At 71.3% G+C, this 22,756-nt stretch carries 19 protein-coding genes and 2 pseudogenes; 13 read left to right on the top strand and 8 right to left on the bottom strand.

Annotation, left to right across the window (positions count from 1 at the left end):
• Positions 1–25 precede the first annotated feature (25 nt).
• The 3 genes from rsmB to def all read right to left on the bottom strand — a co-directional run bounded on the left by rsmB (position 26) and on the right by def (position 2,844).
• Positions 26–1,333, bottom strand: coding sequence for a 16S rRNA (cytosine(967)-C(5))-methyltransferase RsmB (gene rsmB, locus MQC88_RS09385; RefSeq protein WP_243321381.1), 1,308 nt, complete (start codon positions 1,331–1,333; stop codon positions 26–28).
• The gene (gene fmt / locus MQC88_RS09390; RefSeq protein ID WP_243321382.1) at positions 1,330–2,250 is read right to left on the bottom strand and encodes a methionyl-tRNA formyltransferase; all 921 of its coding nucleotides are present in this window, start codon (positions 2,248–2,250) and stop codon (positions 1,330–1,332) included. The genes rsmB and fmt overlap by 4 nt, the downstream gene beginning before the upstream one ends.
• Positions 2,251–2,331: 81 nt before the next feature.
• Positions 2,332–2,844 (bottom strand): peptide deformylase, encoded by a 513-nt coding sequence (gene def / locus MQC88_RS09395; protein ID WP_243321383.1) that lies wholly within the window; start codon positions 2,842–2,844, stop codon positions 2,332–2,334.
• Between the two features lie 146 nt (positions 2,845–2,990).
• On the opposite strand from def, the gene MQC88_RS09400 reads away from it, so the two are divergent.
• The 7 genes and pseudogenes from MQC88_RS09400 to MQC88_RS09430 all read left to right on the top strand — a co-directional run bounded on the left by MQC88_RS09400 (position 2,991) and on the right by MQC88_RS09430 (position 10,835).
• Complete coding sequence (locus MQC88_RS09400) at positions 2,991–4,160, top strand: LysM peptidoglycan-binding domain-containing protein (protein ID WP_243321385.1); 1,170 nt, start codon at positions 2,991–2,993, stop codon at positions 4,158–4,160.
• 76 nt (positions 4,161–4,236) lie between these two features.
• Positions 4,237–5,367 (top strand): DNA-processing protein DprA, encoded by a 1,131-nt coding sequence (gene dprA / locus MQC88_RS09405; RefSeq protein ID WP_243321387.1) that lies wholly within the window; start codon positions 4,237–4,239, stop codon positions 5,365–5,367.
• Positions 5,368–5,565: 198 nt separating this feature from the next.
• A complete protein-coding gene (locus MQC88_RS09410; protein ID WP_243321390.1) occupies positions 5,566–6,072 on the top strand; it encodes a DUF494 family protein in 507 nt (168 codons plus the stop codon).
• Between the two features lie 167 nt (positions 6,073–6,239).
• A pseudogene (locus MQC88_RS09415) lies at positions 6,240–8,699 on the top strand (DNA topoisomerase I); the annotation flags it as partial.
• Between the two features lie 191 nt (positions 8,700–8,890).
• A complete protein-coding gene (tsaC, locus tag MQC88_RS09420) occupies positions 8,891–9,454 on the top strand; it encodes an L-threonylcarbamoyladenylate synthase type 1 TsaC (RefSeq protein ID WP_243321391.1) in 564 nt (187 codons plus the stop codon).
• Positions 9,455–9,525: 71 nt separating this feature from the next.
• The gene (locus MQC88_RS09425; protein WP_243321393.1) at positions 9,526–10,209 is read left to right on the top strand and encodes a DUF4124 domain-containing protein; all 684 of its coding nucleotides are present in this window, start codon (positions 9,526–9,528) and stop codon (positions 10,207–10,209) included.
• On the top strand, positions 10,209–10,835 hold the full coding sequence (locus MQC88_RS09430) for a DUF4124 domain-containing protein (RefSeq protein ID WP_243321395.1): 627 nt from the start codon (positions 10,209–10,211) through the stop codon (positions 10,833–10,835). The genes MQC88_RS09425 and MQC88_RS09430 overlap by 1 nt, the downstream gene beginning before the upstream one ends.
• 31 nt (positions 10,836–10,866) lie before the next feature.
• Here MQC88_RS09430 and MQC88_RS09435 read toward each other — a convergent pair whose 3' ends face one another.
• Positions 10,867–11,643, bottom strand: coding sequence for an SDR family oxidoreductase (locus tag MQC88_RS09435; RefSeq protein WP_243321397.1), 777 nt, complete (start codon positions 11,641–11,643; stop codon positions 10,867–10,869).
• Between the two features lie 104 nt (positions 11,644–11,747).
• Between MQC88_RS09435 and MQC88_RS09440 the strand changes: the two genes are divergently transcribed.
• Entirely contained in the window at positions 11,748–11,993 is a 246-nt protein-coding gene (locus MQC88_RS09440) for a hypothetical protein (protein ID WP_243321399.1), read from the top strand.
• 89 nt (positions 11,994–12,082) lie between these two features.
• Here MQC88_RS09440 and MQC88_RS09445 read toward each other — a convergent pair whose 3' ends face one another.
• The 3 genes and pseudogenes from MQC88_RS09445 to coaBC form a co-directional block, all read right to left on the bottom strand.
• Complete coding sequence (locus MQC88_RS09445) at positions 12,083–14,401, bottom strand: phosphomannomutase/phosphoglucomutase (protein ID WP_243321401.1); 2,319 nt, start codon at positions 14,399–14,401, stop codon at positions 12,083–12,085.
• A gap of 13 nt (positions 14,402–14,414) precedes the next feature.
• Positions 14,415–14,894: a dUTP diphosphatase gene (gene dut, locus MQC88_RS09450; RefSeq protein WP_243321404.1), complete on the bottom strand. Its 480-nt coding sequence runs from the start codon at positions 14,892–14,894 to the stop codon at positions 14,415–14,417.
• A gap of 8 nt (positions 14,895–14,902) precedes the next feature.
• Positions 14,903–16,131: pseudogene (gene coaBC, locus MQC88_RS09455) on the bottom strand (bifunctional phosphopantothenoylcysteine decarboxylase/phosphopantothenate--cysteine ligase CoaBC).
• 99 nt (positions 16,132–16,230) lie between these two features.
• On the opposite strand from coaBC, the gene radC reads away from it, so the two are divergent.
• The 5 genes from radC (at position 16,231) to MQC88_RS09480 (ending at position 20,714) form a co-directional block, all read left to right on the top strand.
• The gene (gene radC, locus MQC88_RS09460) at positions 16,231–16,905 is read left to right on the top strand and encodes a RadC family protein (protein WP_243321406.1); all 675 of its coding nucleotides are present in this window, start codon (positions 16,231–16,233) and stop codon (positions 16,903–16,905) included.
• Between the two features lie 145 nt (positions 16,906–17,050).
• Complete coding sequence (gene argS / locus MQC88_RS09465) at positions 17,051–18,769, top strand: arginine--tRNA ligase (RefSeq protein WP_243321407.1); 1,719 nt, start codon at positions 17,051–17,053, stop codon at positions 18,767–18,769.
• 4 nt (positions 18,770–18,773) lie between these two features.
• Entirely contained in the window at positions 18,774–19,502 is a 729-nt protein-coding gene (locus tag MQC88_RS09470) for an SPOR domain-containing protein (RefSeq protein ID WP_243321409.1), read from the top strand.
• Between the two features lie 65 nt (positions 19,503–19,567).
• On the top strand, positions 19,568–19,921 hold the full coding sequence (locus tag MQC88_RS09475) for a hypothetical protein (protein WP_243321411.1): 354 nt from the start codon (positions 19,568–19,570) through the stop codon (positions 19,919–19,921).
• Positions 19,922–19,964: 43 nt separating this feature from the next.
• The gene (locus tag MQC88_RS09480; protein WP_243321413.1) at positions 19,965–20,714 is read left to right on the top strand and encodes an SDR family NAD(P)-dependent oxidoreductase; all 750 of its coding nucleotides are present in this window, start codon (positions 19,965–19,967) and stop codon (positions 20,712–20,714) included.
• Positions 20,715–20,760: 46 nt separating this feature from the next.
• On the opposite strand, the gene speA is transcribed toward MQC88_RS09480, so the two are convergent.
• Entirely contained in the window at positions 20,761–22,650 is a 1,890-nt protein-coding gene (gene speA / locus MQC88_RS09485; RefSeq protein WP_243321414.1) for an arginine decarboxylase, read from the bottom strand.
• Between the last annotated feature and the right edge of the window lie 106 nt (positions 22,651–22,756).

Below are 22,756 nucleotides of genomic sequence, written 5' to 3' on the forward strand. Positions count from 1 at the left end.
ATACCGGCGCGCTGCCGCGCTCCGGTTACGCTGCCGCCGGCTTGCGCAGGCGCGCGTAGAAGAAGCCGTCCATGGCGTTCTCGCCTGGCAGCCGCTGGTGGCCGGCGCCGGTGTCGTGGCCGAAGCGCGCATCCAGCGGTTCGAGCATGGCGCCCGGCGTGCGCGCGAGAAAGGCCGCGATCTGGGCGTCGTTCTCGCGGCGCAGGATCGAACAGGTCGCGTACAGCAACGCGCCGCCGGGCGCGAGCGCGGGCCACAGCGCGTCGAGCAGGCGCGCCTGGGTCGCGGCCAGGGCGGCGATGTCCGACTCGCGCCGGTGCAGCAGGATGTCGGGCTGGCGGCGGACGATGCCGGTGGCGCTGCATGGCGCGTCGAGCAGGATGGCGTCGAACGGCCGCCCGTCCCACCACGCGCCGGTGTCGGCCGCGTCGGCCACCTGCAGCTGCGCGCCGGCGCCGAGCGCAAGCCGCGCGAAGGTTGCCCGCACCTTGTCCAGCCGCCTGCGGTCGACGTCGAGCGCGACCAGCCGCAATGACGGATCGCGCTCCAGCAGGTGCGCGGCCTTGCCGCCGGGCGCGGCGCAGGCGTCGAGCACGCGCGCGCCGGCCGTCGGCGCCAGCGCGTCCGCCACCAGCTGCGCGCTGCCGTCCTGCACCGAGAACTCGCCATCGGCGAATCCGGGCAGGGCCGACACCGGCACCGGGGCGTCGATCCGCAGCGCATCGGCGCAGCGCACGTCGGGCACGGCTTCGATCCGGCTCTGGCGCAGCCGGGCGCCGCAGTCGGCCAGGCTCGCGCGCTGGCGGTTGATGCGCAGCCACAACGGGCCGGGCAGCGCACTGGCCTGGACGATCGCATCGGCCTGTCCAGGCCAGTCCCGGCGCAACTCCTGCTGCAGCCATGCCGGCCATGCGGCGGCGGCATCGGCCGGCGGCAGGCCATCGCGCAGCGCGCGCCGCAGCAGGGCATTGACCAGGCCGGACTGGTGCGCGCGGCCGAGCACGCGCGCGGCGTCCACGGTCGCGGCGACCGCCGCATGCGCTGGCAGCCCTAGCGCGTCGAGTTGCGCGAAGCCGACATGCAACAACGCCCGCAACGGCGCATCGCGCCGACCCGGCGGCTTCGGCATCCACGCCGCCAATGCCGCGTCGTAGCGTGCGCGCTGGCGCAACGCCGCGAACACGATCGCCTCGACCAGCGCGCGATCGCGCGGATCGCCGAGCGTGGGCAGGGTCGCCGCCAGTTCCGCCTTCAGCGAGCGTCCGCGATGCAGCACCGCATCCAGCGTGCGCGCCGCGGCGACCCGCGGGGCGACGCCGGTGGCGGCGCTCATGCCATCCCCGGCAGCGGCCGCGCGTTGAGGTAGTCGGCGGCGGTGATCGCCTTGCCGCCGTCGCGCTGCAGCACGCGGATGCGCAGCGCACCGTCGCCGCAGGCGATGTCGATGCCCTCGCGCCCGGCCTGCAGCACGCTGCCCGGCACGGCGCCACGCGCCGCCGGCACGGCGATCGCGCCGTGGATGCGCACGCGCTCGCCGGCGAGCATCGCCTCGGCCATCGGCCAGGGGTTGAAGGCGCGGACCTTGCGCGCCAGCACTTCGGCCGGCTGCGACCAGTCCAGCTTCGCCTCGGCCTTGTCGAGCTTGCGGGCGTAGGTCACGCCGGATTCGGCCTGCGGTTTCGCCACCGGGCGCATGCCGGCGCGCAGCAGGCCCAGGCCGTCGGCCAGGGTCTGCGCGCCGAGCGCGGCAAGACGGTCGTGCAATTGCCCGCCGGTTTCCGAACCACCGATGGCCAGGCGCTGCGACAGCAGCACCGGGCCGGTGTCCAGGCCCTTCTCCATCTGCATCAGGCAGACGCCGGTCTCGGGGTCGCCGGCTTCGATCGCGCGCTGGATCGGCGCCGCGCCGCGCCAGCGCGGCAGCAGCGAGGCGTGCACGTTCCAGCAGCCGTGGGTGGGAATGTCGAGGATCGCCTGCGGCAACAGCAGGCCGTAGGCGACCACCACCATCAGGTCGGGCCGGAGCGCGCGCAGTGCATCGCGCGCGAGTTCCGCTTTCAGCGTCTCGGGCTGCAGCACCGGGATGCCGCGCGCCAGCGCCTCGCGCTTGACCGGTGACGGCTGCAGGCCGCGACCGCGGCCCGCGGGGCGGTCGGGCTGGGTGTAGACCGCGACCACTTCGTTGCGTTGCGCCGCGGCGCGCAACGACGGCACCGCGAACTCCGGCGTGCCGGCAAAGACGATTCTCATGCAACCAACCGTAAGGGATTGTGGGAAGACAGGAGGAACATGTCCTCCGCGGGACGCACCGCGCCCGGCTCCACCGCCCGCCTAGGCGGCCGAACGCCGCGACTTCGCCAGTTTCTTGCGCACCAGCTCGCGCTTGAGCGGCGACAGGTAGTCGACGAACAGCTTGCCTTCCAGGTGGTCCATCTCGTGCTGGATGCAGACCGCGAGCAGGCCGTCGACCTCGAGCTCGAACGGCACGCCATGGCGGTCGAGCGCGCTGACCGCGATCTCGTCCGAGCGAGTGACGTCGGCGAAGATGCCCGGCACCGAGAGGCAGCCCTCCTGGTAGACCTGTTCGCCACTGCGCGCGGTGATCACCGGGTTGACGAAGACCAACGGCCGGTTCTTCTCTTCCGACACGTCCATGACCATGAAGCGCTTGTGGACATCGACCTGGCTGGCGGCCAAGCCAATGCCGGGCGCGGCGTACATGGTCTCGAACATGTCGTCGAACAGGCGCTGGGTGGCGGGATCGGCGAGCCACGCAGGATCCACCGGCGCCGCCTTGGTGCGCAGCCGAGGGTCGGGGAACTCGAGGATCGGGAGCAGGGCCATGGCAGTAAAAATGGGGGCGGCGGTCACATCCGCAAGCGCCGGGGCGGGCGGCACGGCGATTGTAGCGCCGACAGCTTGCAAAGGCGCGCGCTTTCTGGGCTATATTGGCCCGGCTGCACGGGGAAATTCTCAAGGGGAGCGGGTAGATGGCCGCCAAGCTTAAGCGCCTTTCTCAAGGGCTGCGCACGGTTTTCGTCGTCGCATTGTTGACGGTTGCGACGTATGCCGCCGCCGCCGAACTGCGTGGCGACCACCCGGACACGTACGTGGTCAAGCGCGGCGACACCCTGTGGGACATCGCCGGGCGCTTCCTGCAGCGGCCGTGGCTGTGGCCGGAAATCTGGCAGGCCAACCCGCAGATCCAGAACCCGCACCTGATCTACCCGGGCGACGTGATTTCGCTGGCCTACCTGGACCGCGTCGCGGTGCAGCCCGGTCCGCGCGAAGGCGCGCCGATCAACGCGATTCCGCTGTCCGACGTCGAACCGTTCCTGAAGGACCTGAGCGTCGTCGACGGCTTCGAGCAGCTGCCGTACGTGGTCGGCCTGGAAGACGACCGCCTGCGCAGCAGCCAGGGCCAGCTCGCCTACGTCCGCGGCCTGCCCGACGCGCAGCCGGGCCAGCGCTACGCGGTAGTGCGCCCGACCCAGCGCTACAGCTGGCTGGACCGCAGCGGGATGTGCTGCGACCTGTTCCACAAGGACGACCTCGACTTCCGCGGCCGCCCCACCCTCGACACCCAGAACTACTGGACCGACGTCGTCACCCCGGACAAGGGCAAGGAAGTGCTCGGCTACGAGCTGATGCAGGTCAACGTCGGCACCATCACCCGGGGCGAGGTCGGCGGCATCGAGGCCAGCACCCTGCTGCTGGACGAAGCCGGCCACGAAGTCCGCATCGGCGACCGCATCGTCGCCGTCAACCCGCAACCCTACGACCTGCAGTTCTTCCCCCATCCGCCCAAGACCCAGCAGGAGTACGGCCGCGCACGCGTGCTGGCGGTGGCGGACATGCTGACCACCGGCGGGCCGCGGGACGTGGTGGCACTGTCGATCGGCGCCCGCGACGGAGTCGACAATGGCACCGTGTTCTCGGTCTGGCGGGTCGGCAGCAATGCCGTCGACAAGGTCGAATACGGGATCGAGCGCAGCGAGGACACCGTGCCGTTCGAGGGCAAGGTGCGGCTGCCCGACGAATTCGCCGGCCACGTGATGGTGTTCCGCACCTTCGACAAGATGAGCTACGGGCTGGTGATGGACAGCGTCAAGCCGACGCGCGTGGGCTACGAGCTCAAGCATCCGGACGCGCCGTACTGACGATTCGGAAGAATCCGACAGTCGACCACGACGGCGCCCGAGGGCGCCGTCGTCGTTTCCGCCCTAACGTCGTGCGATGCCTGACGACATTGCCGCCCTGCTGATCCTGCACGCCGCCGGTGGCGCCGTGGCTCCACGCCGCGCGCTGCTCCAAGCCTGCGGGGGACCGGCGGCGGCGTTGGCGGCAGGCGCACGCGCATGGCGCCAGCATGGCCTGGACGCCGCCCAGGTGCAGGCCTTGCGGCGGCCCGATGCCGCCCAGCTCGGCAACAGCCTGGCGTGGCTGCAGGCACCCGGGCACCAGCTGCTGGGCTGGCACGACCCCGATTACCCGGTGCTGTTGCGGCGCATCCCAAGCCCGCCGCTGGCGCTGTTCGTGGCCGGCGATCCGGCGCTGCTGTGGCATCCGGCGGTCGCGGTCGTCGGCAGCCGCGGGCCGACCGCCGGCGGGCGCGACAACGCCGGCGACTTCGCCCGCGCACTGGCGGCCTCCGGGCTCGCCGTGGCCAGCGGAATGGCTGCGGGCATCGACACCGCCGCGCACGAAGGCGCCCTGGCAGCCGGCGGCCTGACCCTGGCCGTGCTCGGCACCGGCCCGGATGTCCCCTACCCGCGCGCAAACAGCGGCCTGCATGCGCGCATCGCCGGCTCCGGCGCCGTGGTCAGCGAACACCCGCCCGGCACCGCCGCGCAACGCACGCATTTCCCCAGCCGCAACCGGATCCTCGCCGGCCTGTCGCTGGCCACGGTGGTGGTCGAGGCCGCGCAGCGCTCCGGGGCGTTGATCACCGCGCGGCTGGCCGCCGAGGCCGGGCGCGAGGTGTTCGCGATCCCCGGCTCGATCCACAACCCGCTGGCGCGCGGCTGCCACCGACTGATCCGCGACGGCGCCGGCCTGGTCGAATCGGCGCAGGACGTCATCGCCGCGCTCGGCCCGCTGGCGGCCGGGCTGGCCGAGGCCTTGCGTGGCCGGCTGGCCGCCCCGATGTTCCACGACACGCCGGCGAGCAGTGCTCCGGCAGAGCCCAGGGCTGTCGACCCCGACTACAAGTGCTTGTGGCAGGCACTCGGGCATGACCCCACAGGTATGGATCTGCTCGTCTCACGCACCGGATTGACGGCCGCGAAACTGTCCTCCATGCTGCTGGTCATGGAGCTGGAAGGCCGGGTCGTGGTGGAACACGGTCGATATTCCCGCAAGCGCTGAGCAGCCGCTTCCACGGCCTCTGCGCTGCGACGCAGGACGCGTCGCAACCGCCATCGCGGGACCGATGGCGGCGGCACCCCGCTTCGGCAGGGCGCCACGACGCCGGCGGGCAGGGAGCCCGACGGCGACACACCGGAACGAGCCCCGGCTCGCGCCGGTTCCTCATCGACGCACCGCTCGCGGTGCAGGCCGAGGGAAATGAAAGAGAGCATCCTGGATGTGCTGCTGTACCTGTTCGAACACTATTTCACCGAAGATTCCGCGCCCCCGCCCGGCGACCGCACGCTGCTGGGCAAGGAGCACCTGGCCAACGGCCCATTGCTCGATGAACTGACACAGGCCGGCTTCAGCCCGGCCGAAATCCACAAGGCCTTCGACTGGCTCGACGCGCTGGCAGAACAGCGCCCGGGCACCGCCAACGCGCGTGCCGACGGCCCGACCCGGGTGTATTTCGGCCCCGAGCTCGACAAGCTCGACGTCGAATGCCGCGGCTTCCTCCTGTTCCTGGAGCAGCATGGCGTGCTCGATGCCGGCCAGCGCGAACTGGTGCTGGACCGGGCGATGGCGCTGGACCAGGACGAGCTGGACCTGGACGACCTGAAGTGGGTGGTGCTGATGGTCCTGTTCAACCAGCCAGGGGCCGAGGCTGCCTACGCCTGGATGGAAACCCAGATGTTCCTGGACGAGCCGGAACCGGTGCATTAGCCCCCGTCCCCGGCGCGGCCCGGCTTGACAGTCGTGGCCGTGGCGTGATTCCACTGTAATAAGGATGAACCGACGCCCGAGGCCCCCGGCCCCGGGCGTCGCCTTCTAGCGCGCCCCCGCGACGCCTTCACGGCGCGGCCCCGCTCCGGACGAGACCCTCTGCCGCCATGGCCAAGAACCTGCTCATCGTCGAGTCGCCCGCCAAGGCCAAGACGATCAACAAATACCTCGGCAAGGATTTCATGGTCCTGGCCTCCTACGGCCATGTCCGCGACCTGGTGCCCAAGGAGGGCGCGGTCGACCCGGCGCACGGCTTCGCCATGCGCTACGACCTGATCGACAAGAACGAGAAGCACGTCGAAGCCATCGCCAAGGCGGCCCGGCAGGCCGAGCACGTGTTCCTGGCGACCGACCCGGACCGCGAGGGCGAAGCGATCAGCTGGCATATCGCCGAGATCCTCCGGGAACGCGGCCTGCTGCAGGACCGCAGCCTGCAGCGGGTCGTGTTCACCGAGATCACCCCGCGCGCGATCACCGAGGCGATGGCGCATCCGCGCGACATCGCCAGCGACCTGGTCGACGCGCAGCAGGCGCGGCGCGCGCTCGACTACCTGGTCGGCTTCAACCTGTCGCCGGTGCTGTGGCGCAAGGTGCAGCGCGGCCTGTCGGCCGGGCGCGTGCAGTCGCCGGCGCTGCGCATGATCGTCGAGCGCGAGGAGGAGATCGAGGCCTTCGTCGCCCGCGAGTACTGGTCGGTCGAGGCCGAACTGGCGCACGCCGCGCAACCCTTCACCGCCAAGCTGGTCAAGCTGGACGGCAGGAAGTTCGAGCAGTTCACGATCACCGAGGGCGACTCCGCCGAAGCCGCGCGCGCCCGCATCGCCGCCGCCGCGGCCGGCGCGCTGCACGTCACCGACGTCGCCAGCAAGGAGCGCAAGCGCCGGCCGTCGCCGCCGTTCACCACCTCCACGCTGCAGCAGGAGGCCGCGCGCAAGCTCGGCTTCACCACCAAGCGCACCATGCAGGTCGCGCAGAAGCTGTACGAAGGCGTGGCGATCGGCGACGAGGGCACGGTCGGCCTGATCAGCTACATGCGTACCGACTCGGTCAACCTTTCGGCCGAGGCGCTGGCGGAGATCCGCGACGTGATCGCGCGCGACTACGGCACCGGCGCCTTGCCGGACAAGCCCAACGCCTACACCACCAAGTCCAAGAACGCGCAGGAAGCGCACGAGGCGGTGCGCCCGACCTCGGCGCTGCGCACGCCGGCGCAGGTGGCGCGATATCTGTCCGACGACGAGCGCCGCCTGTACGAGCTGGTGTGGAAGCGCGCGGTCGCCTCGCAGATGGTGCCGGCCACCCTCAACACCGTCAGCGTCGACCTCGCCGCGGGCAGCGAGCACGGCTTCCGCGCCAGCGGCACCACCGTGGTCGACCCCGGTTTCCTGGCCGTGTACGAGGAAGGCAAGGACAGCAAGGGCAAGGAAGACGAGGACGAGGGCCGCAAGCTTCCGCCGATGAAGCCGGGCGAACGCGTGCCGCTGGACCGGATCCACGCCGACCAGCACTTCACCCAGCCGCCGCCGCGCTTCACCGAAGCCGCGCTGGTCAAGGCGCTGGAGGAATACGGCATCGGCCGCCCGTCGACCTACGCCTCGATCATCCAGACGCTGTTGTTCCGCAAGTACGTGGAAATGGAAAGCCGCAGCTTCCGCCCGACCGACGTCGGCCGCGCGGTGTCCAACTTCCTCAGCGCCCACTTCACCCGCTACGTGGACTACGACTTCACGGCAAAGCTCGAGGACGAGCTGGACGCGGTATCGCGCGGCGAGGAGGAGTGGGTGCCGCTGATGGAGAAGTTCTGGGGACCGTTCAAGGAACTGGTCGACGACAAGACCGAGTCGGTCGACCGCAACGAGGCGACCGGCGCGCGCGAGCTCGGCACCGATCCGAAGTCGGGCAAGCCGGTCAGCGTGCGCCTGGGCCGCTACGGGCCGTACGTCGCAATCGGCGCGCAGGACGACGAGCAGCGCACGTTCGCGTCGCTGCGCCCGGGCCAGTCGATGCACACCATCTCGCTGGAAGACGCGATCGAACTGTTCAAGCTGCCGCGCATGCTCGGCGAATCCGGCGGCGAGCAGGTCAGCGTCGGCATCGGCCGCTTCGGTCCGTTCGCCAAGCGCGGCGGCGTCTATGCCTCGTTGAAGAAGGAGGACGACCCGCACACGATCGACCTGGCGCGCGCGGTGTTCCTGATCGAGGAGAAGGAAGAGATCGCGCGCAACCGCATCATCAAGCAGTTCGACGGCAGCGACATCCAGGTGCTCAATGGCCGCTACGGCCCCTACATCAGCGACGGCAAGCTCAACGGCCGCATTCCCAAGGACCGCGAGCCGGCGTCGCTGACGCTGGCCGAAGTCACGCAATTGCTGGAGGAAACCGGCAAGCCGATGCGCGGCCGCTTCGGCAAGAAGGCGGCGGCGAAGAAGGCACCGGCGAAGGCGGCGAAAAAAGCCGCGGCGAAGAAGGCGCCCGCCAGCAAGGTCGCGAAGAAGGCCACCAAGAAGACGACGAAGAAGGCGGCGAAGAAGGCCACCCGCACGCCGGCCGCGAAGGCCGCGGCGAAACCCTCGCGCGCCGCTGCCGGCAAGCCGGTGACTGCGTCGGCCGAAGCCGCCGGATCGCTGTTGACGCCCGGCAAGGGCGAACTGGGCAAGAAGCGCGTGGTGAAGAAGGCGGCCGACGACGACGCGCCGTTCTGAGCCTGTCGCGCCGGCGCGCCTGGCCGGGCAGCGTGCCGCAGCGCTAAGCTGGCGCCATGTCCGCACTGCTCACCGTTCCCGCCGCGGCCGACCTGTTGCGCCGCGGCGGCGTCCTCGCCTATCCGACCGAAGCCGTGTGGGGCCTGGGTTGCGATCCCTTCGACGAGGCCGCGGTGCTGCGCCTGCTCGCGCTCAAGCAACGCGAACTCGACAAGGGGCTGATCCTGATTGCCGCCAATCTGGCGCAATTCGATGGCCTGCTCGACTGGGGGGCCTTGCCCCCGGAGCGGCGCGCGGAGGTCGTCGCCAGCTGGCCCGGCCCGCATACCTGGATCGTCCCGGCGACGTCGCGGGTGCCGCGCTGGATCACCGGTGCCCACGCCGGGGTCGCGGCCCGGGTCAGCGCACATCCGGGCGTGGTGGCGCTGTGCACCGCGTTCGCCGCGCCGCTGGTCTCTACCAGCGCCAACCCCGCGGGCGCGGCGGCGCCGACGACCCTGGCCGGAATCGACCCGGCGCTGCGGGCCGCGGTCGACGGCATTCTCGCCGGCGACACCGGCGGCCGCGATCGCCCGAGCGACATCCGCGACGCGCGCAGTGGCGCGCGCCTGCGCGCCTGAGCCCTGAATCCGCGCAAACCGGCGACGGATCGCGGCTTGGCCTGTTCGCCCCCGCAGCGCAAGATGCGCGCATGCACGTTGCTTTCCCCCGCCTGGTATGTGGACTGTTGATCGCGGCAGCGTGGCCGGCGACTTCGGTCGACGTCACCATCTACCGCTGCACCGATGCACGCGGCCACCTGACCCTGCGCGACACGCCCTGTGCGAAAGGCGAACGCCAGGAAACGCGCGAAATGCTGCGTCCCCGGGACGGCACGCCGGCCGCGGCGCCGGTGTCGGCGCCGGTATCGGCGGGTACGAACGAAGGCCCCGCGACGCCGCGGGTGATGGTGCTGCGGACACCGCAACCGCTGTACGAATGCGTGACCCCCGACGGCGACCGCTACACCAGCGACACGCCGGAGGGACGCCCGCGCTGGGTCCCGCTGTGGACGCTGGGTTATCCGCTGCCGGTGGGGCCATACCAGCGCGCGGGCGCGGACCTGGCCATCACCGGAGGCAACGTCAGCATCCATGCCGGCAGCACCGTGCTGGTGCCGCCGCCGGTATACCCGGTGTACCCGCCGCAGGCCGGCACCTGGATCCGCGACACCTGTCACAGCCTGCCGCAGCAGGAAGTCTGCGCCCGCCTGCTGGATCGCCGCGACGAGATCCGCCGCCGCTTCTTCAACGCGCAACCCTCCGAGCGCGAGGTGTTGGGGAACGAGGAGCGCGGCATCAATGCCCGCCTCGACAGCGACTGCGGGGGCGATTGATGCGGTACGCATGGTGCTTCGCGGTGCTGGCGTGCGGCGTACTGCCGCCGGCCGGCGTCCAGGCCCAGCACCGGCAGGTGGTGATCTACCGCTGCACCGATGCCGGCGGCCACGTCACCCTGCAGAACGATGCTGCCTGCCCCCGCGGCACGCGGGAGCAGAAGCAGGTGGTCGACGTGCCGCCGCCGATGCCGACCTACCAGCCACGGGAGGAGCGCATGCCGGCGATCGTCGCCGCGGAGAAGGCGCGCGAGCAGGCGGACATCGAAAGCGCGCTGCCGCCGCCGGTCGCCGCCGAAGAGCGCAAGCCGCCGCCGCCGCTGTTCCAGTGCACCACCTGGGAGCAGGAAAACTACCTCACCGAGGACGAGACGCCGCAGGAACGCTGCGCGCCGCTGCAGGTGGTCGGCCTCGACGGCGCGCCGCAGGCCGCCGCCCGCGCCTGCCAGGGCGTGGCCGACCAGTGCCAGGCGGTCGCCGACGACGCCCTCTGCCAGGCCTGGCAGCGCCGTGTCGGCGAAGCCGAATTCCGCTGGAAGTTCGCCGGCGCCGCGGACGACGAGGCCCGCCACCTCGAGTACGAACAGCTCGCCGCGACCCTTGCCAACAGCACCTGCGCCGATTAGCGCATCGACGCGCGCTGTACGCCTGGCGGCATCAGAACCCGTAGCGCAGGAAGCCGCCGTCGACCGCGATGCATTCGCCGGTGACGTAGCTCGACGCCGGCAGGCACAGGAAGGCCACCGCGGCAGCCACTTCCTCCGGCTCGCCGACGCGCCCCATCGGCGTGCGCAGCAGCACCTCGTCCAGGTAGTCGGGATCGGACAGCTTGGCGGACGTGCGCCGGGTGCGGATGTACCACGGCGCCACCGTGTTGACGCGCACGCCGTCTTCGGCCCATTCGACCGCCAGGTTCCTGGTCATCTGGTGCAGCGCGGCCTTGCTCATGCCGTAGGGCGCGCCGCTGCGCACGTGGGTGAGCCCGGAGACGCTGCCGACGTTGACGATGCTGGACGCGGCATGCCGGGTCAGCAGGGGATGGGCATAACGCGACAGTTCGAAGGCGCTGAACAGGTTGACCTCGAAGATCTGCCGCCACTCGTCCTCGGTGTAGTCGCCGCTGGCCCGGGTGAGATTGCCGCCGGCGTTGTTGACCAGGATGTTGAGGCCTTCGCCGCGATCCTCGACCCAGTCCAGGATCTCGCGCCGCTGTTCCTCGTCGGCGACATCGGCGACCAGTGCATGCACCTGGTCGTCCCCGGCCTCGTCGGCGAGGTCGTCGCGCGCGCGTTCCAGCGCCGCGGCGTCGCGTGCCACGATCAGCACCTGCGCGCCGAAGCCGAGCAGTTCGCGCGCGATCGCATGGCCGATGCCGGCGCTGCCGCCGGTGACCAGGGCCAGTTGTCCGTCCAGGCGCCAGCGGTTGGAATCCATCGGTCTCGCCTCGTCGGCCTCGGCAACGCCGCGTGGGCGTAGCATAGCCCCGGGCCAGTCCAGCCCTGCCCACGCGCCCAGCGCAGCACCACGGAAACGCCGCCATGACCGCCTTCCCGCGCCTGACCGTCCTGTCCGCCCTGCTGCTGTGCGCGGCATGCGGCAAACCGGAGCCGCCGCCGACCGACGAGCCGCCGGAACCGCGGGCGCAGGCCGCGCCCACAGCTCAGGCGACCGAACTGCGCGATGCGATCCAACGCCCGATCGAACGCGCCAGGGCGGTCGAACCGCAGGTGCTCGACGCCGCCAGCCAGCAGCGCGCCGAGATCGAGGCGCAAACCGGCGGCTGATGCGCGCGCCGCACCGCGGTCGCTGCGGCGCGCGGCCTGGAGATGCCTGGCCCCTGCTTTCGCCCGGCTGGCGGCACGGATCGAGCTGGCTAGAACGGCAACGCCAGATCCGGCTTGAGTGCCAGCAGCTGCTCGCGGAACGCGGCCTGGATCCGCGCCAGCGCCGGCTGCGAATCGGCATCGAACCGCAGCACCAGCACCGGGGTGGTGTTGGACGCGCGCACCAGGCCCCAGCCGTCGGGCCAGTCCACGCGCAGCCCGTCGATGGTGGAACTGCGCCCACCCTCGAACCGGGCGGCGTTGCGGAAGCGTTCGACGAACGCGTGCGGATCGCCATCGGGCGCATCGACCTTCAGCTCCGGGGTCGACACGCCGTTGGGCAGCGCATTGAGCTGCTCGCTCGGCGTTTCCGGCTTGGCCGCGAGGATCTCCAGCAGCCGCGCGGCGGCGTAGATGCCGTCGTCGAAACCGTACCAGCGCTCGGCGAAGAAGAAGTGGCCGCTCATCTCGCCGGCCAGCTCCGCCTCGACCTCGCGCATCTTGGCCTTGATCAGCGAATGCCCGGTCTTCCACATCAGCGGGCTGCCGCCATGGCGCAGGATGTGGCCCGGCAGGCGCCCCGTGCACTTCACGTCATACACGATCACCGCGCCCGGGTTGCGATCGAGCACGTCGGCGGCGAACAGCATCAGCAGGCGGTCGGGATAGATGCTCTCGCCGTCGCGCGTCACCACGCCCAGCCGGTCGCCGTCGCCGTCGAAGGCAATGCCCAGGTCCGCGTCCAGGCGCTCGACCATCTTGATCAGGTCGGCGAGGTTGTGCGGTTCGCTCGGGTCGGGATGGTGGTTGGGGAAGTTGCCGTCGATCTCGCAGTACAACGGCGTGACGTCGGCGCCGATCGCCTCCAGCACGCGCGGGCCGAGCACGCCGGCGACGCCGTTGCCGGCGTCTACCACGACCTTGAGCCGGCGATCGATCTGCACGTCCGCAGCGATCCGGGCGACGTAATCCTCGCCGAGGTCGCGTTCGACCACGGTGCCGGGCGTGTCGGCGGTGTGCAGGCGGTCCTCGGCGATGCGCGCGTAAAGATCGACGATCGCGTCGCCGGACAGCGTGGTGCCGCCGACCACGATCTTGAACCCGTTGTAGTCCGGCGGGTTGTGGCTGCCGGTGACGGCGATGCCGCAACCGGTGCGCAGGTGGAAGCCGCCGAAGTACACCACCGGCGTCGGCGCCAGGCCTATGTCGATGACGTTGCGGCCAGCCTTGCGCAGGCCCTCCGTGAGGCCGGCGACCAGGTCGGGCCCGGACAGGCGGCCGTCGCGGCCGACCACGATGTCGCCCAGGCCCTGCTCGAACATCAGCGTGCCCACCGCATGCCCGATCAGTTCGGCGACGCCGATGTCGAGCGTCTCGCCGACGATGCCGCGGATGTCGTAGGCGCGGAAGATGCCGCGGTCGATCCGCACCGGGCCGGGCTTGGCGGCCTCGGCGACCGCAACCGCGGGTGCGGCGCGCTCGGGCAGCGGGGCCTGCTGGATCGCCTGCGCCAGGGTCGGCTCGGCATGCGGTTCATCGGCGGCGACGTCGTGCGCTGCGCCGGCGTTGCGGCGCAGCGCCAGCCAGGCCGCCAGCGCCAGCCCGGCGAGCACCAGCGCGGCCACGAACGACGCGGTCGCGTCGAGCCCGAACGCGCCGGCGGTTTCGTCCGGCAGCGCCGCGGCGATCCGCAGCTCGGTGCCGGGCACCTTGGCCGACAGTGCCTCGGCGCTGTTTGCCAGCGCCTTGTCGCCGCGCTCCAGCACGGTGTAGTTGCCTTGGCGCAGGGCCAGGTAGCTGTCGTCGGCGAGCTGCGCACCCTGCAGCGCCTGCGTCGCCTGCGCCAACGGCAAGCGCACGTAGGCAACCCCGGCGAGGCGGTCGCCACTGCGCGCAGGCGCGGCGAGCACCAGGCGGACGCCGTCGTCCTTGACGATGCGCGCCACGGGCGCGTTCGTCGCCAGCGCCGCCTCGGCCGCCGCGAGGCGGCCGAAACCCGTCCGCGGCAGCCCGGCGTAGGCGCCATCCAGGTCCGGCGGCAGGATCTCGACCTGCTCCACCTGCGGCCAGCCGGCCTTCAGCTGCGCCGCGGCGCCGGCGATATCGCCGATGCCCAGGGTCGCCTGCAGCGTGGAGGAACCGAGGCGATCGCCGAGCCGGTCGAGTTGCTGCCGCAACGCGTGCGCGGTGCCTTGCACGGCTGCGTCGCGCGCCTGCTCCAGGCCCTGCGCGCGGCGGTCGTCGCGCAGCTGTTGCCACCCGTTCCAGGCCAGCCACAGCGCCAGCAGCGCGCAGAGCGCGGCGACCAGCGGCAGCACCGGTCGCAGTTGTGCGGCGGGCAGCCGCAGGCGCGGTTTGGAATCGCTCATCTGTCGTCCCCTGTCAGCGCACGCCGGTATGGCCGAATCCGCCATCGCCGCGCGCGCTGTGTTCGAAAGTATCCACTACCTGCAGCGTCGCGCGCACGATCGGCAACAACAGGAGCTGCGCGATGCGGTCCCCGGGATCGATGGTGAACGTTTCGCCGCCACGGTTCCACACGCTGATCAGCAAGGGTCCCTGGTAGTCGGCGTCGATCAGGCCGGTGCCGTTGCCCAGCACGATGCCGTGCTTGTGGCCGAGCCCGGAGCGCGGCAGCACCAGCGCGCACAACCCGGGGTCGGCGAGGTGGATCGCCAGCCCGGATGGCACCAGCGCGGCATCGCCTGGCGCCAGCGCCAACGGTGCGTCCAGCGCCGCGCGCAGGTCGAGCGCGGCGCTGGCGGCGGTGGCGTAGTCGGGCAGCGGCCAGTCGCGGCCGTAACGCGGGTCGAGCAGCTTCACTTCAAGCCGGTGCTCGGCGGGCGCGGGGCGGGTGGTCATGTCTGGCATCAGGGCAGGCGTTCCTGGATGAGGTCGAGCAGGGCGTCGGCCAGTTGCGTCTTCGGCGCCGGGCCAAGGGTGCGGGCAAACCCGTCCGCGGCGTGGACGACCAGCGTATTGTCGTCGCTCTCGAAGCCGCTGCCGGCGATACCGACGCGATTGGCGGCGATCAGGTCCACGCCCTTGCGTTCGAGCTTGGCGCGCGCGTGGCGCTCGACGTCGTCGGTCTCGGCGGCAAAGCCGACCACCAGCCGCGGCCGCGGCCGGTGGCTGGCGACGTCGGCCAGCACGTCGGCGGTGCGCACCAGTTCCAGCGCCAGTGCGTCGGTGCCGTCGGTCTTCTTGAGCTTGTGGGCGGCGACTGCGCGCGGTGTCCAGTCGGCGACCGCGGCGGCGCCGATGTAGCAGTCGGCCGGCAACGCGGCCAGCACCGCGGCGTGCAGTTGCGCGGCCGAGCGCACGTCGATGCGGCGGACGTCGGCCGGGCTGTCCAGGTGCACGGGCCCGGCGACCAGCACCACGTCGGCACCGCGGCGCGCGGCGGCGGCGGCGAGCGCAAAGCCCATCTTGCCGCTGCTGCGGTTGCCGATGAAACGCACCGGATCGATGTCCTCGTACGTCGGCCCGGCGCTGACCACGAACCGCCGGCCGGACAAGACCGTGCCCGCCATCATGTCGCGGGGGCCGCCGCCAGCGCCGCGACGATCGCCAGCGGCTCGGTCATCCGGCCGGGGCCGGACTCGCCCTCGGCCAGCGGGCCGTCGTCGGGGCCGATCACCTGCACGCCGCGTTCGCGCAGCAAGGCGACGTTGGCCTGGGTCGCGGGATGCAGCCACATGCGGTGGTTCATGGCCGGCGCCACCGCCAGCGGCGCCGTGGTCGCCAGGCACAGGGTACTGACCAGGTCGTCGGCGATGCCGTGGGCCAGCCTGGCCAGGGTGTTGGCGGTGGCCGGCGCAACCACCACCTGCTGCGCCCAGCGCGCCAGTTCCAGGTGCCCCATCGCCGCCTCGGCAGCGGCATCCCACAGCGAGGTGCGCACCGGCAGCCCGGACACGGCCTGGAAACTCTGCGCGCCGACGAAACGCTGGGCGTTGTCGGTCATCGCCACCTGCACCTGGGCACCGGCATCGCGCAGCCGCCGCACCAGTTCGACCGCCTTATACGCGGCAATGCCGCCACTGACGCAGAGCAGGACCCGCCGCCCCGACAGGGCCTTCGCCTTCACCGCTGCCATCGGTAGGAAATTTCCCACGTGAAATCGGGGACCTAGCTTACCCCGAAGCACCCGGCCTCCCCGATGCCCCGGCACGGCGCCGTGGCCCACGCTGGGCCCATGCAGATCCGCGACTGGCCCGCCGCCGAACGCCCCCGTGAAAAGCTCGTCGCCCGCGGCGCCGCGGTGCTGTCGGACGCGGAACTGCTGGCGCTGTTCCTCGGCTCGGGCCTGCGCGGCCAGGACGCTGTCACCACCGCGCGCGGTCTGCTCAACGCGCACGGCCCGCTGCGCCGCCTGCTGGAACGCAGCCCGGCGGAGCTGGCCGGGTTGCCGGGGCTGGGGCTGGCCCGCGCCTGCCAGCTGAACGCGGCGCTGGAACTGTGCGACCGCTACCTCGCCGCCGGGCTGGAACGCGGCGAAGCGCTGACCGACCCGGGCGCCGCCGGCCGCTACTTCGCCCAGCGCCTGCGCGGCTACCCATGCGAAGTGTTCGCGGTGCTGTTCCTGGACACCCGCCATCGCGCGCTGGCCTTCGAGGAGCTGTTCCGCGGCACCGTCGATGGTGCCGAAGTGCACCCGCGCGAGGTGGTGCGGCGTGCGCTGGCCCACAACGCCGCCGCGCTGATCGTGGGCCACAACCACCCCAGCGGCAGCGCCGAGCCCAGCGCCGCCGATCGCGCCGTGACCGCGCGACTGAAGCAGGCGCTGGCGCTGGTCGACGTGCGCCTGCTCGACCACTTCGTGGTCGGGGATGGTGCGCCGGTGTCCCTGGCGGCACGCGGCTGGGTCTGAGGGGCCGTCGCGGGGCTTGAGGTGCGCCCAGCAGCGCGTCCTGGTTCCTTCCCGCGCGCGCGGCGACGCGTCGTGGACGTACGGTGGCCGGTATTTCGCCTTGCGCCGTACAATGCAAGTCGTTGAAGCCGTCGCCGAATCCTCCGTGAAAGCCCAGCTCCGCGCCCTGCTCGAACAGGGCATCGCCGCCCTGCGCGCCAATGGCGCCCTGCCGATCGACGCCGCCACCCCGGAGTTCGTGGTCGAGCGCCCGAAGGATCGCAGCCACGGCGATTTCTCCAGCAACGCGGCGATGCTGCTGGCCAAGCCGGCCAGATCCAACCCGCGCGCGCTGGCACAGGCGCTGATCGACGCGTTGCCGGCCAGCGCGGACATCGCCGCGATCGAGATCGCCGGCCCGGGTTTCCTCAACTTCCGGCTGGCGCCCGGGGCATGGCAACGGCAGCTGCGCACGATCCACGCCGAGGGCACGGCTTACGGCCGCAACACTTCGGGCAACGGCCACCGCGCCGGCGTCGAGTACGTCAGCGCCAACCCGACCGGCCCGCTGCACGTCGGCCACGGTCGCGCAGCGGTGATCGGCGATTGCATCGCACGCGTGCTCGACGCCAATGGCTGGAGCGTGACCCGCGAGTTCTACTACAACGACGCCGGCGCGCAGATCGACAACCTGGCCCGGTCGGTGCAGGCGCGCGCGCTCGGCAAGGCCCCGGACGACGCCGGCTGGCCCGAGGACGGTTACCGCGGCGACTACATCGTCGACGTCGCCGACGCCTACCTGCGCGGCGACACGGTCGAGTTCGACGATACCGACTCAGGGCAGCACGCGGTCACCGGCGCGAAGGATCCGCGCGACCTCGACGCGATCCGCCGCTTCGCCGTGGCCTGGCTGCGGCGCGAGCAGAACGCGGACCTGGAAGCGTACGGGGTGTCGTTCGACGTGTACTTCCTGGAATCGTCGCTGTACGCCGACGACAAGGTCGAGGAGACCGTGCGCGAGCTGGTCGCGCACGGCCACACCTACGAGGAAGGCGGCGCGCTGTGGCTGCGCACCACCGACTTCGGCGACGACAAGGACCGCGTGATGCGCAAGTCCGACGGCAGCTATACCTATTTCGTGCCGGACGTCGCCTACCACCTGTCGAAGTGGCAGCGCGGCTACGAGCGCGCGATCACCGAGCTCGGCGCGGACCACCACGGCTCGCTGGCGCGCGTGCGCGCCGGCCTGCAGGCGCTGGACGCCGGCATCCCGCAGGGCTGGCCGGAATACGTGTTGCACCAGATGGTCACGGTCATGCGCGGCGGCGAGGAAGTGAAGATCTCCAAGCGCGCCGGCAGCTACCTGACCCTGCGCGACCTCGTCGACGAAGCCGGACGCGACGCGACGCGCTGGTTCCTGCTGGCGCGCAAGCCCGATTCGCAGCTCACCTTCGACATCGACCTGGCGCGCAGCCAGTCGCTCGACAACCCGGTGTACTACGTGCAGCTGTCGCACGCGCGCATCTGCGGACTGTGGCGGCAACTGCAGGAGCGCGGCCTGTCCTTCGACGCTGGCAACGGCCTGGCGCAACCCCTGGACCTGGAGGGCGATTCCCCGGCCGCCCGCGCCACCCGCGACCTGCTGACCGAGCTGTCGCGCTGGCCCGAAGTCGTGGCCGCCGCAGGCGAACACCTGGAACCGCACCTGGTCACGGCCTACCTGCACGAACTGGCGCAGGCGTTCCAGTCGTACTACAACGACCACCAGTTCCTGGTCGACGATGCCGACCTGCGCGATGCGCGCCTGGCGCTGGCGCACGCGACCCGGCAGGTACTGGCCAACGGGCTCGAATTGATTGGCGTCTCGGCGCCGGAGGCGATGTAAGGCAATGGCAGCACGACGCGGCAAGTCGCAGGCGCGACGCAACAACGGCAACAGTGGCGGCCTTCCGGGCTGGGCCTGGATGGTGCTCGGCATCGTGCTGACGATCGTGGTGGTGCTGGCGGCGCCGAAATACCTCAAGTCCGATGGCGGCGACGGTTTCTTCCGGCCCAAGCCCAACCCCGATGCGCAGCCTGCGGCGGCCAGCGACGGCGGCGAAGAGGCGATCGTGCCGGAAGGCAGCGGCGAAACCGCGGCCAGGCCCGCCGCCGCGGACGCCGACAAGCCCAAGGGCACGCAATACGATTTCTACACCCTGCTGCCGGCCGATGAAGTGGCGATGAGCGACGCCGAACTCGCCGCCACCGCGCGCGCCGAAGCCGCGCGCCGTGCTGCGAGCGACGCCAGCGTCGACGCGGACCAGGCCACGGCGGCTACTGCGACGACAATCACCGCAGCGACGCCCGCGTCCGCGGCCACCGCCCCGGCGGCCACCGGCAACGACACGCCCTACATTCTGCAGGCCGGCGCTTTCGGCGCGTCCGGCGACGCCGAGGCGGTCAAGGCGCGGATCGCCCTGCTGGGGCTTAGCGCGCGGGTCGAATCGGCCAGCATCGACGACAAGACCGTGTACCGCGTGCGCATGGGCCCGTACGGCACCGCGTCCGAGCTTGCCGACGCCAAGCGCAAGCTCGCCAACGGCGGCCTGCCGGCGCTGGCGATCAAGGCAAAGTAGGGTTCCGGCGCGTCGCTGCCGCTGCGACGCCCCCGCGCCATCCTGTCTTCCCGAGGAAGACCGCCATGCCCATCGAAGCCGCCCTGATCAAACCCGTGGTCGACGCCCTGATGGGCCTGTTCCGCCAGGGCGAACACCTGCAACTCAAGCGCAACGCCGAGGCCGCCTTGCGCGAGGCGATCCGCGAACTGCTGCTGGCCAATCCGGACGAGAACAAGGCCGCCGCGCGCATCGCCATCGCCAAGGCCGCCGGGATCCTGTCCGAGGACGTGGTGCTGGCCGAGGACATGCTGCAGAAGCATCGCGCGACCAAAGCCAGCACCCGTGGCAAGGGCACTGCGCACAAGACGCGCAAGCCGGCGACCACGGCGCCCGCGAAGGCGGCTCCCAGGAAGAAGCCGGCGCCGAGGAAGAAGTAATGCGTTCGGGCGCCGCAGGGCGCCCAGCCACTACAATCGGCGCATGGACAAGACCGCCTTCATCACCGGCGCGACTTCCGGCTTCGGCCGCGCCGCCGCCGAACGTTTCGCCGCGGCCGGATGGCGAGTCGTCGCCTGCGGTCGCCGCGCGGAACGCCTGCAGGCCCTGGTCGACGCGCTCGGTGCCGAGCGGGTGCATGCGGCGGCGTTCGACGTCCGCGATGCCGCGGCGATGGCGTCCGCGCTCGATGCCCTGCCCGCCGGCTTCCGTGGCATCGACCTGCTGCTCAACAACGCCGGCCTCGCCCAGGGCACGCGCCCGGCGCAGGAAGCCTCGCTGGACGACTGGCGCACGATGATCGACACCAACATCACCGCGCTGGTGACGCTGACGCGTGCGCTGCTGCCGACGCTGGTGGAGCGCCGCGGCGCCATCGTCAACGTCAGTTCGACCGCCGCGAACTATCCGTACACGGGGGGCAACGTCTACGGCGGCAGCAAGGCTTTCGTCTCCCAGTTCTCGCTCAACCTGCGCGCCGACCTGCACGGCACCGGCGTGCGGGTGACGACGCTGGAACCGGGCATGGCGGAAACCGAGTTCACCGTGGTGCGCACGCACGGCGACCAGGCTGCGTCGGACGCGTTGTATGCCGGCGCGCAGCCGATGACCGCGGCCGACATCGCGGAAACGATCTTCTGGATCGCCAGCCTGCCGCCGCACCTCAACGTCAACCGGCTGGAGATGATGCCGGTGTCGCAGTCGTTCGCCGGCTTCCAGGTAGCGCGCGCGTAGGACCGGCGCTGGCCGACGCACGGGTGAAGCACGCCATCGGCCGGCGCTACTCCAGCGGTTCGTCGCTGAGGTAAGTGTAGGCGGCCAGGCCGGCCTCGAGCGCGGCATTCATGCGCTCGGCTTCCGCTGCAGGCAGCCCCGCGGCGGCGGCCTTGGCCCGGTACTCGGCGCGCAGGTCGTCGAGCTTGTAGCCCACGTAGTCGAGCATCACGTCGTTGGTGTCGCCACGGCGCTGCTGGCGCATGGCGTAACCGTCGCCCTCGACGTGCACCTCGACCGCGTCGGTGTCGCCGAACAGGTTGTGGATGTCGCCCAGGATCTCCTGGTAGGCGCCGACCAGGAAGAAGCCCAGCCGGTAGCTCTCGCCCGCGCGCAACGGATGCAGCGGCAGCGAGGTGTCCAGGTCCTCGTTCTCGACGTAGGTGGAGATCTTGCCGTCGGAGTCGCAGGTCATGTCGGCGATCACGCCGCGGCGCACGGGCTCCTCGCCGAGGCGTTCGATCGGCATGATCGGGAACACCTGGTCGATCGCCCACACGTCGGGCATCGACTCGAACACGCTGAAATTGACGAAGTACTTGTCGACCAGGCGCTCGTTGAGTTCGTCGAGCAGGTCGCGGTGGCTCTTCTCGCGGTAGTCCAGGCGTGCCTTGACCGCGTGCGCGATGGCGTAGAACAGGTCGTCCAGGCGCGCACGATGCACCAGTTCAAGCTGGCCGAGCGCGTACAGCGACAAGCCCTCGCCATGGTGGTGCTGGGCGTCGTGGAAGGCTTCCACCGGCGGCCGCGAGGCCATCTCGTCGTGCACTTCGCGCAGGCGCCGGATCACCCCCGGCTCGTCGTCGTGCGCGGGCGGATCGCGGCCTTCCGGCGCCTCCTCGACCTCGACCACGTTGGCCACCAGCACCGCGTGGTGCGCGGTCATCGCGCGCCCGCACTCGGTGATGATGCGCGGCTGCGGCAGGTCGTTGCCGGCGCAGGCCTCGGCCAGCGGCTGCACGATGTTGGCCGCGTACTGGTCGATGCCGTAGTTGATCGAGCAGAAGCTGCGCGAACGAGTGCCCTCGTAGTCGACGCCCAGGCCGCCGCCCACGTCCATGTAGCGCACCTTCGCGCCCAGCTTGGACAGTTCGACGAAATAGCGCGTGGCTTCGCGCATGCCGTTGGCGATGTCGCGCACGTTGGAGATCTGCGACCCCATGTGGAAGTGCAGCAGCTGCAGGCAGTCGGCCATGCCGCTGTCGCGCAACGACTTCCACAGGTCCAGCAGCTGCCGCGGCGACAGCCCGAACTTGGCCTTGTCGCCGCCGCTGTTCTGCCACTTGCCGGCACCCAGCGACGCCAGGCGCATGCGCACGCCCAGTCCCGGGCGCACGCCCAGCGCGGCCGCCTCCTCCATCACCAGCTTCAGCTCGGAGGGCTTCTCGACCACGATGAAGGTCTCCAGCCCGAGCTTGCGCCCGATCAGCGCCAGGCGGATGTACTCGCGATCCTTGTAACCGTTGCACACGATCATGCCGCCCGGGCGCGACAGCGCCAGTACCGCCATCAACTCGGGCTTGCTGCCGGCCTCCAGGCCGAAGCCGTCGCCGCGGTGCGCGGCCAGGGTGCCGGCGACGCCGGCGTGCTGGTTGACCTTGATCGGATACACCGCGGTGTAGCCGCCGCGGTAGTCGTAGTCGGCCTGGGCCTGCGCGAACGCGGCCTGCAGCTTGCCCAGCCGATCGCCGAGGATGTCCGGGAAGCGCACCAGCAGCGGCAGCTTGGCGCCATTGGCCCGGGCCGCGTCGACGACTTCCGGCAACGCCACCCGCGGCCCGCCCGCCCCGCGCGGCAGCACCACCACGCGGCCGGCCGCGTCGACATCGAAATAGCCTTCCGACCAGTGCGGGATCGAATAGGTCTTGCGGGCTTGCTCGGTCGACCACGCGGCCATCGGCGGATCCCTGGAAAACAGGCGCGCAGTTTAGCGGCTCGCTGCGGGCACGGCGGTGATCCCGGCGGTCGCGGCTGGGGCAGCCCCGAGGGTGCAACGAGGCCTT

This window comes from Cognatiluteimonas sedimenti, from assembly GCF_022808325.1.
In the GTDB taxonomy this organism is placed as follows: domain Bacteria; phylum Pseudomonadota; class Gammaproteobacteria; order Xanthomonadales; family Xanthomonadaceae; genus Cognatiluteimonas; species Cognatiluteimonas sedimenti.

Coding starts and splice junctions, on each gene's coding strand:
- def (WP_243321383.1), bottom strand. CDS start 2,844: ATGGCCCTGCTCCCGATCCTCGAGTTCCCCGACCCTCGGCTGCGCACC.
- dut (WP_243321404.1), bottom strand. CDS start 14,894: ATGACCACCCGCCCCGCGCCCGCCGAGCACCGGCTTGAAGTGAAGCTG.
- MQC88_RS09425 (WP_243321393.1), top strand. CDS start 9,526: ATGCACGTTGCTTTCCCCCGCCTGGTATGTGGACTGTTGATCGCGGCA.
- MQC88_RS09430 (WP_243321395.1), top strand. CDS start 10,209: ATGCGGTACGCATGGTGCTTCGCGGTGCTGGCGTGCGGCGTACTGCCG.
- speA (WP_243321414.1), bottom strand. CDS start 22,650: ATGGCCGCGTGGTCGACCGAGCAAGCCCGCAAGACCTATTCGATCCCG.
- tsaC (WP_243321391.1), top strand. CDS start 8,891: ATGTCCGCACTGCTCACCGTTCCCGCCGCGGCCGACCTGTTGCGCCGC.
- MQC88_RS09410 (WP_243321390.1), top strand. CDS start 5,566: ATGAAAGAGAGCATCCTGGATGTGCTGCTGTACCTGTTCGAACACTAT.
- MQC88_RS09445 (WP_243321401.1), bottom strand. CDS start 14,401: ATGAGCGATTCCAAACCGCGCCTGCGGCTGCCCGCCGCACAACTGCGA.
- MQC88_RS09400 (WP_243321385.1), top strand. CDS start 2,991: ATGGCCGCCAAGCTTAAGCGCCTTTCTCAAGGGCTGCGCACGGTTTTC.
- MQC88_RS09440 (WP_243321399.1), top strand. CDS start 11,748: ATGACCGCCTTCCCGCGCCTGACCGTCCTGTCCGCCCTGCTGCTGTGC.
- MQC88_RS09475 (WP_243321411.1), top strand. CDS start 19,568: ATGCCCATCGAAGCCGCCCTGATCAAACCCGTGGTCGACGCCCTGATG.
- rsmB (WP_243321381.1), bottom strand. CDS start 1,333: ATGAGCGCCGCCACCGGCGTCGCCCCGCGGGTCGCCGCGGCGCGCACG.
- radC (WP_243321406.1), top strand. CDS start 16,231: ATGCAGATCCGCGACTGGCCCGCCGCCGAACGCCCCCGTGAAAAGCTC.
- MQC88_RS09470 (WP_243321409.1), top strand. CDS start 18,774: ATGGCAGCACGACGCGGCAAGTCGCAGGCGCGACGCAACAACGGCAAC.
- fmt (WP_243321382.1), bottom strand. CDS start 2,250: ATGAGAATCGTCTTTGCCGGCACGCCGGAGTTCGCGGTGCCGTCGTTG.
- MQC88_RS09435 (WP_243321397.1), bottom strand. CDS start 11,643: ATGGATTCCAACCGCTGGCGCCTGGACGGACAACTGGCCCTGGTCACC.
- dprA (WP_243321387.1), top strand. CDS start 4,237: ATGCCTGACGACATTGCCGCCCTGCTGATCCTGCACGCCGCCGGTGGC.
- MQC88_RS09480 (WP_243321413.1), top strand. CDS start 19,965: ATGGACAAGACCGCCTTCATCACCGGCGCGACTTCCGGCTTCGGCCGC.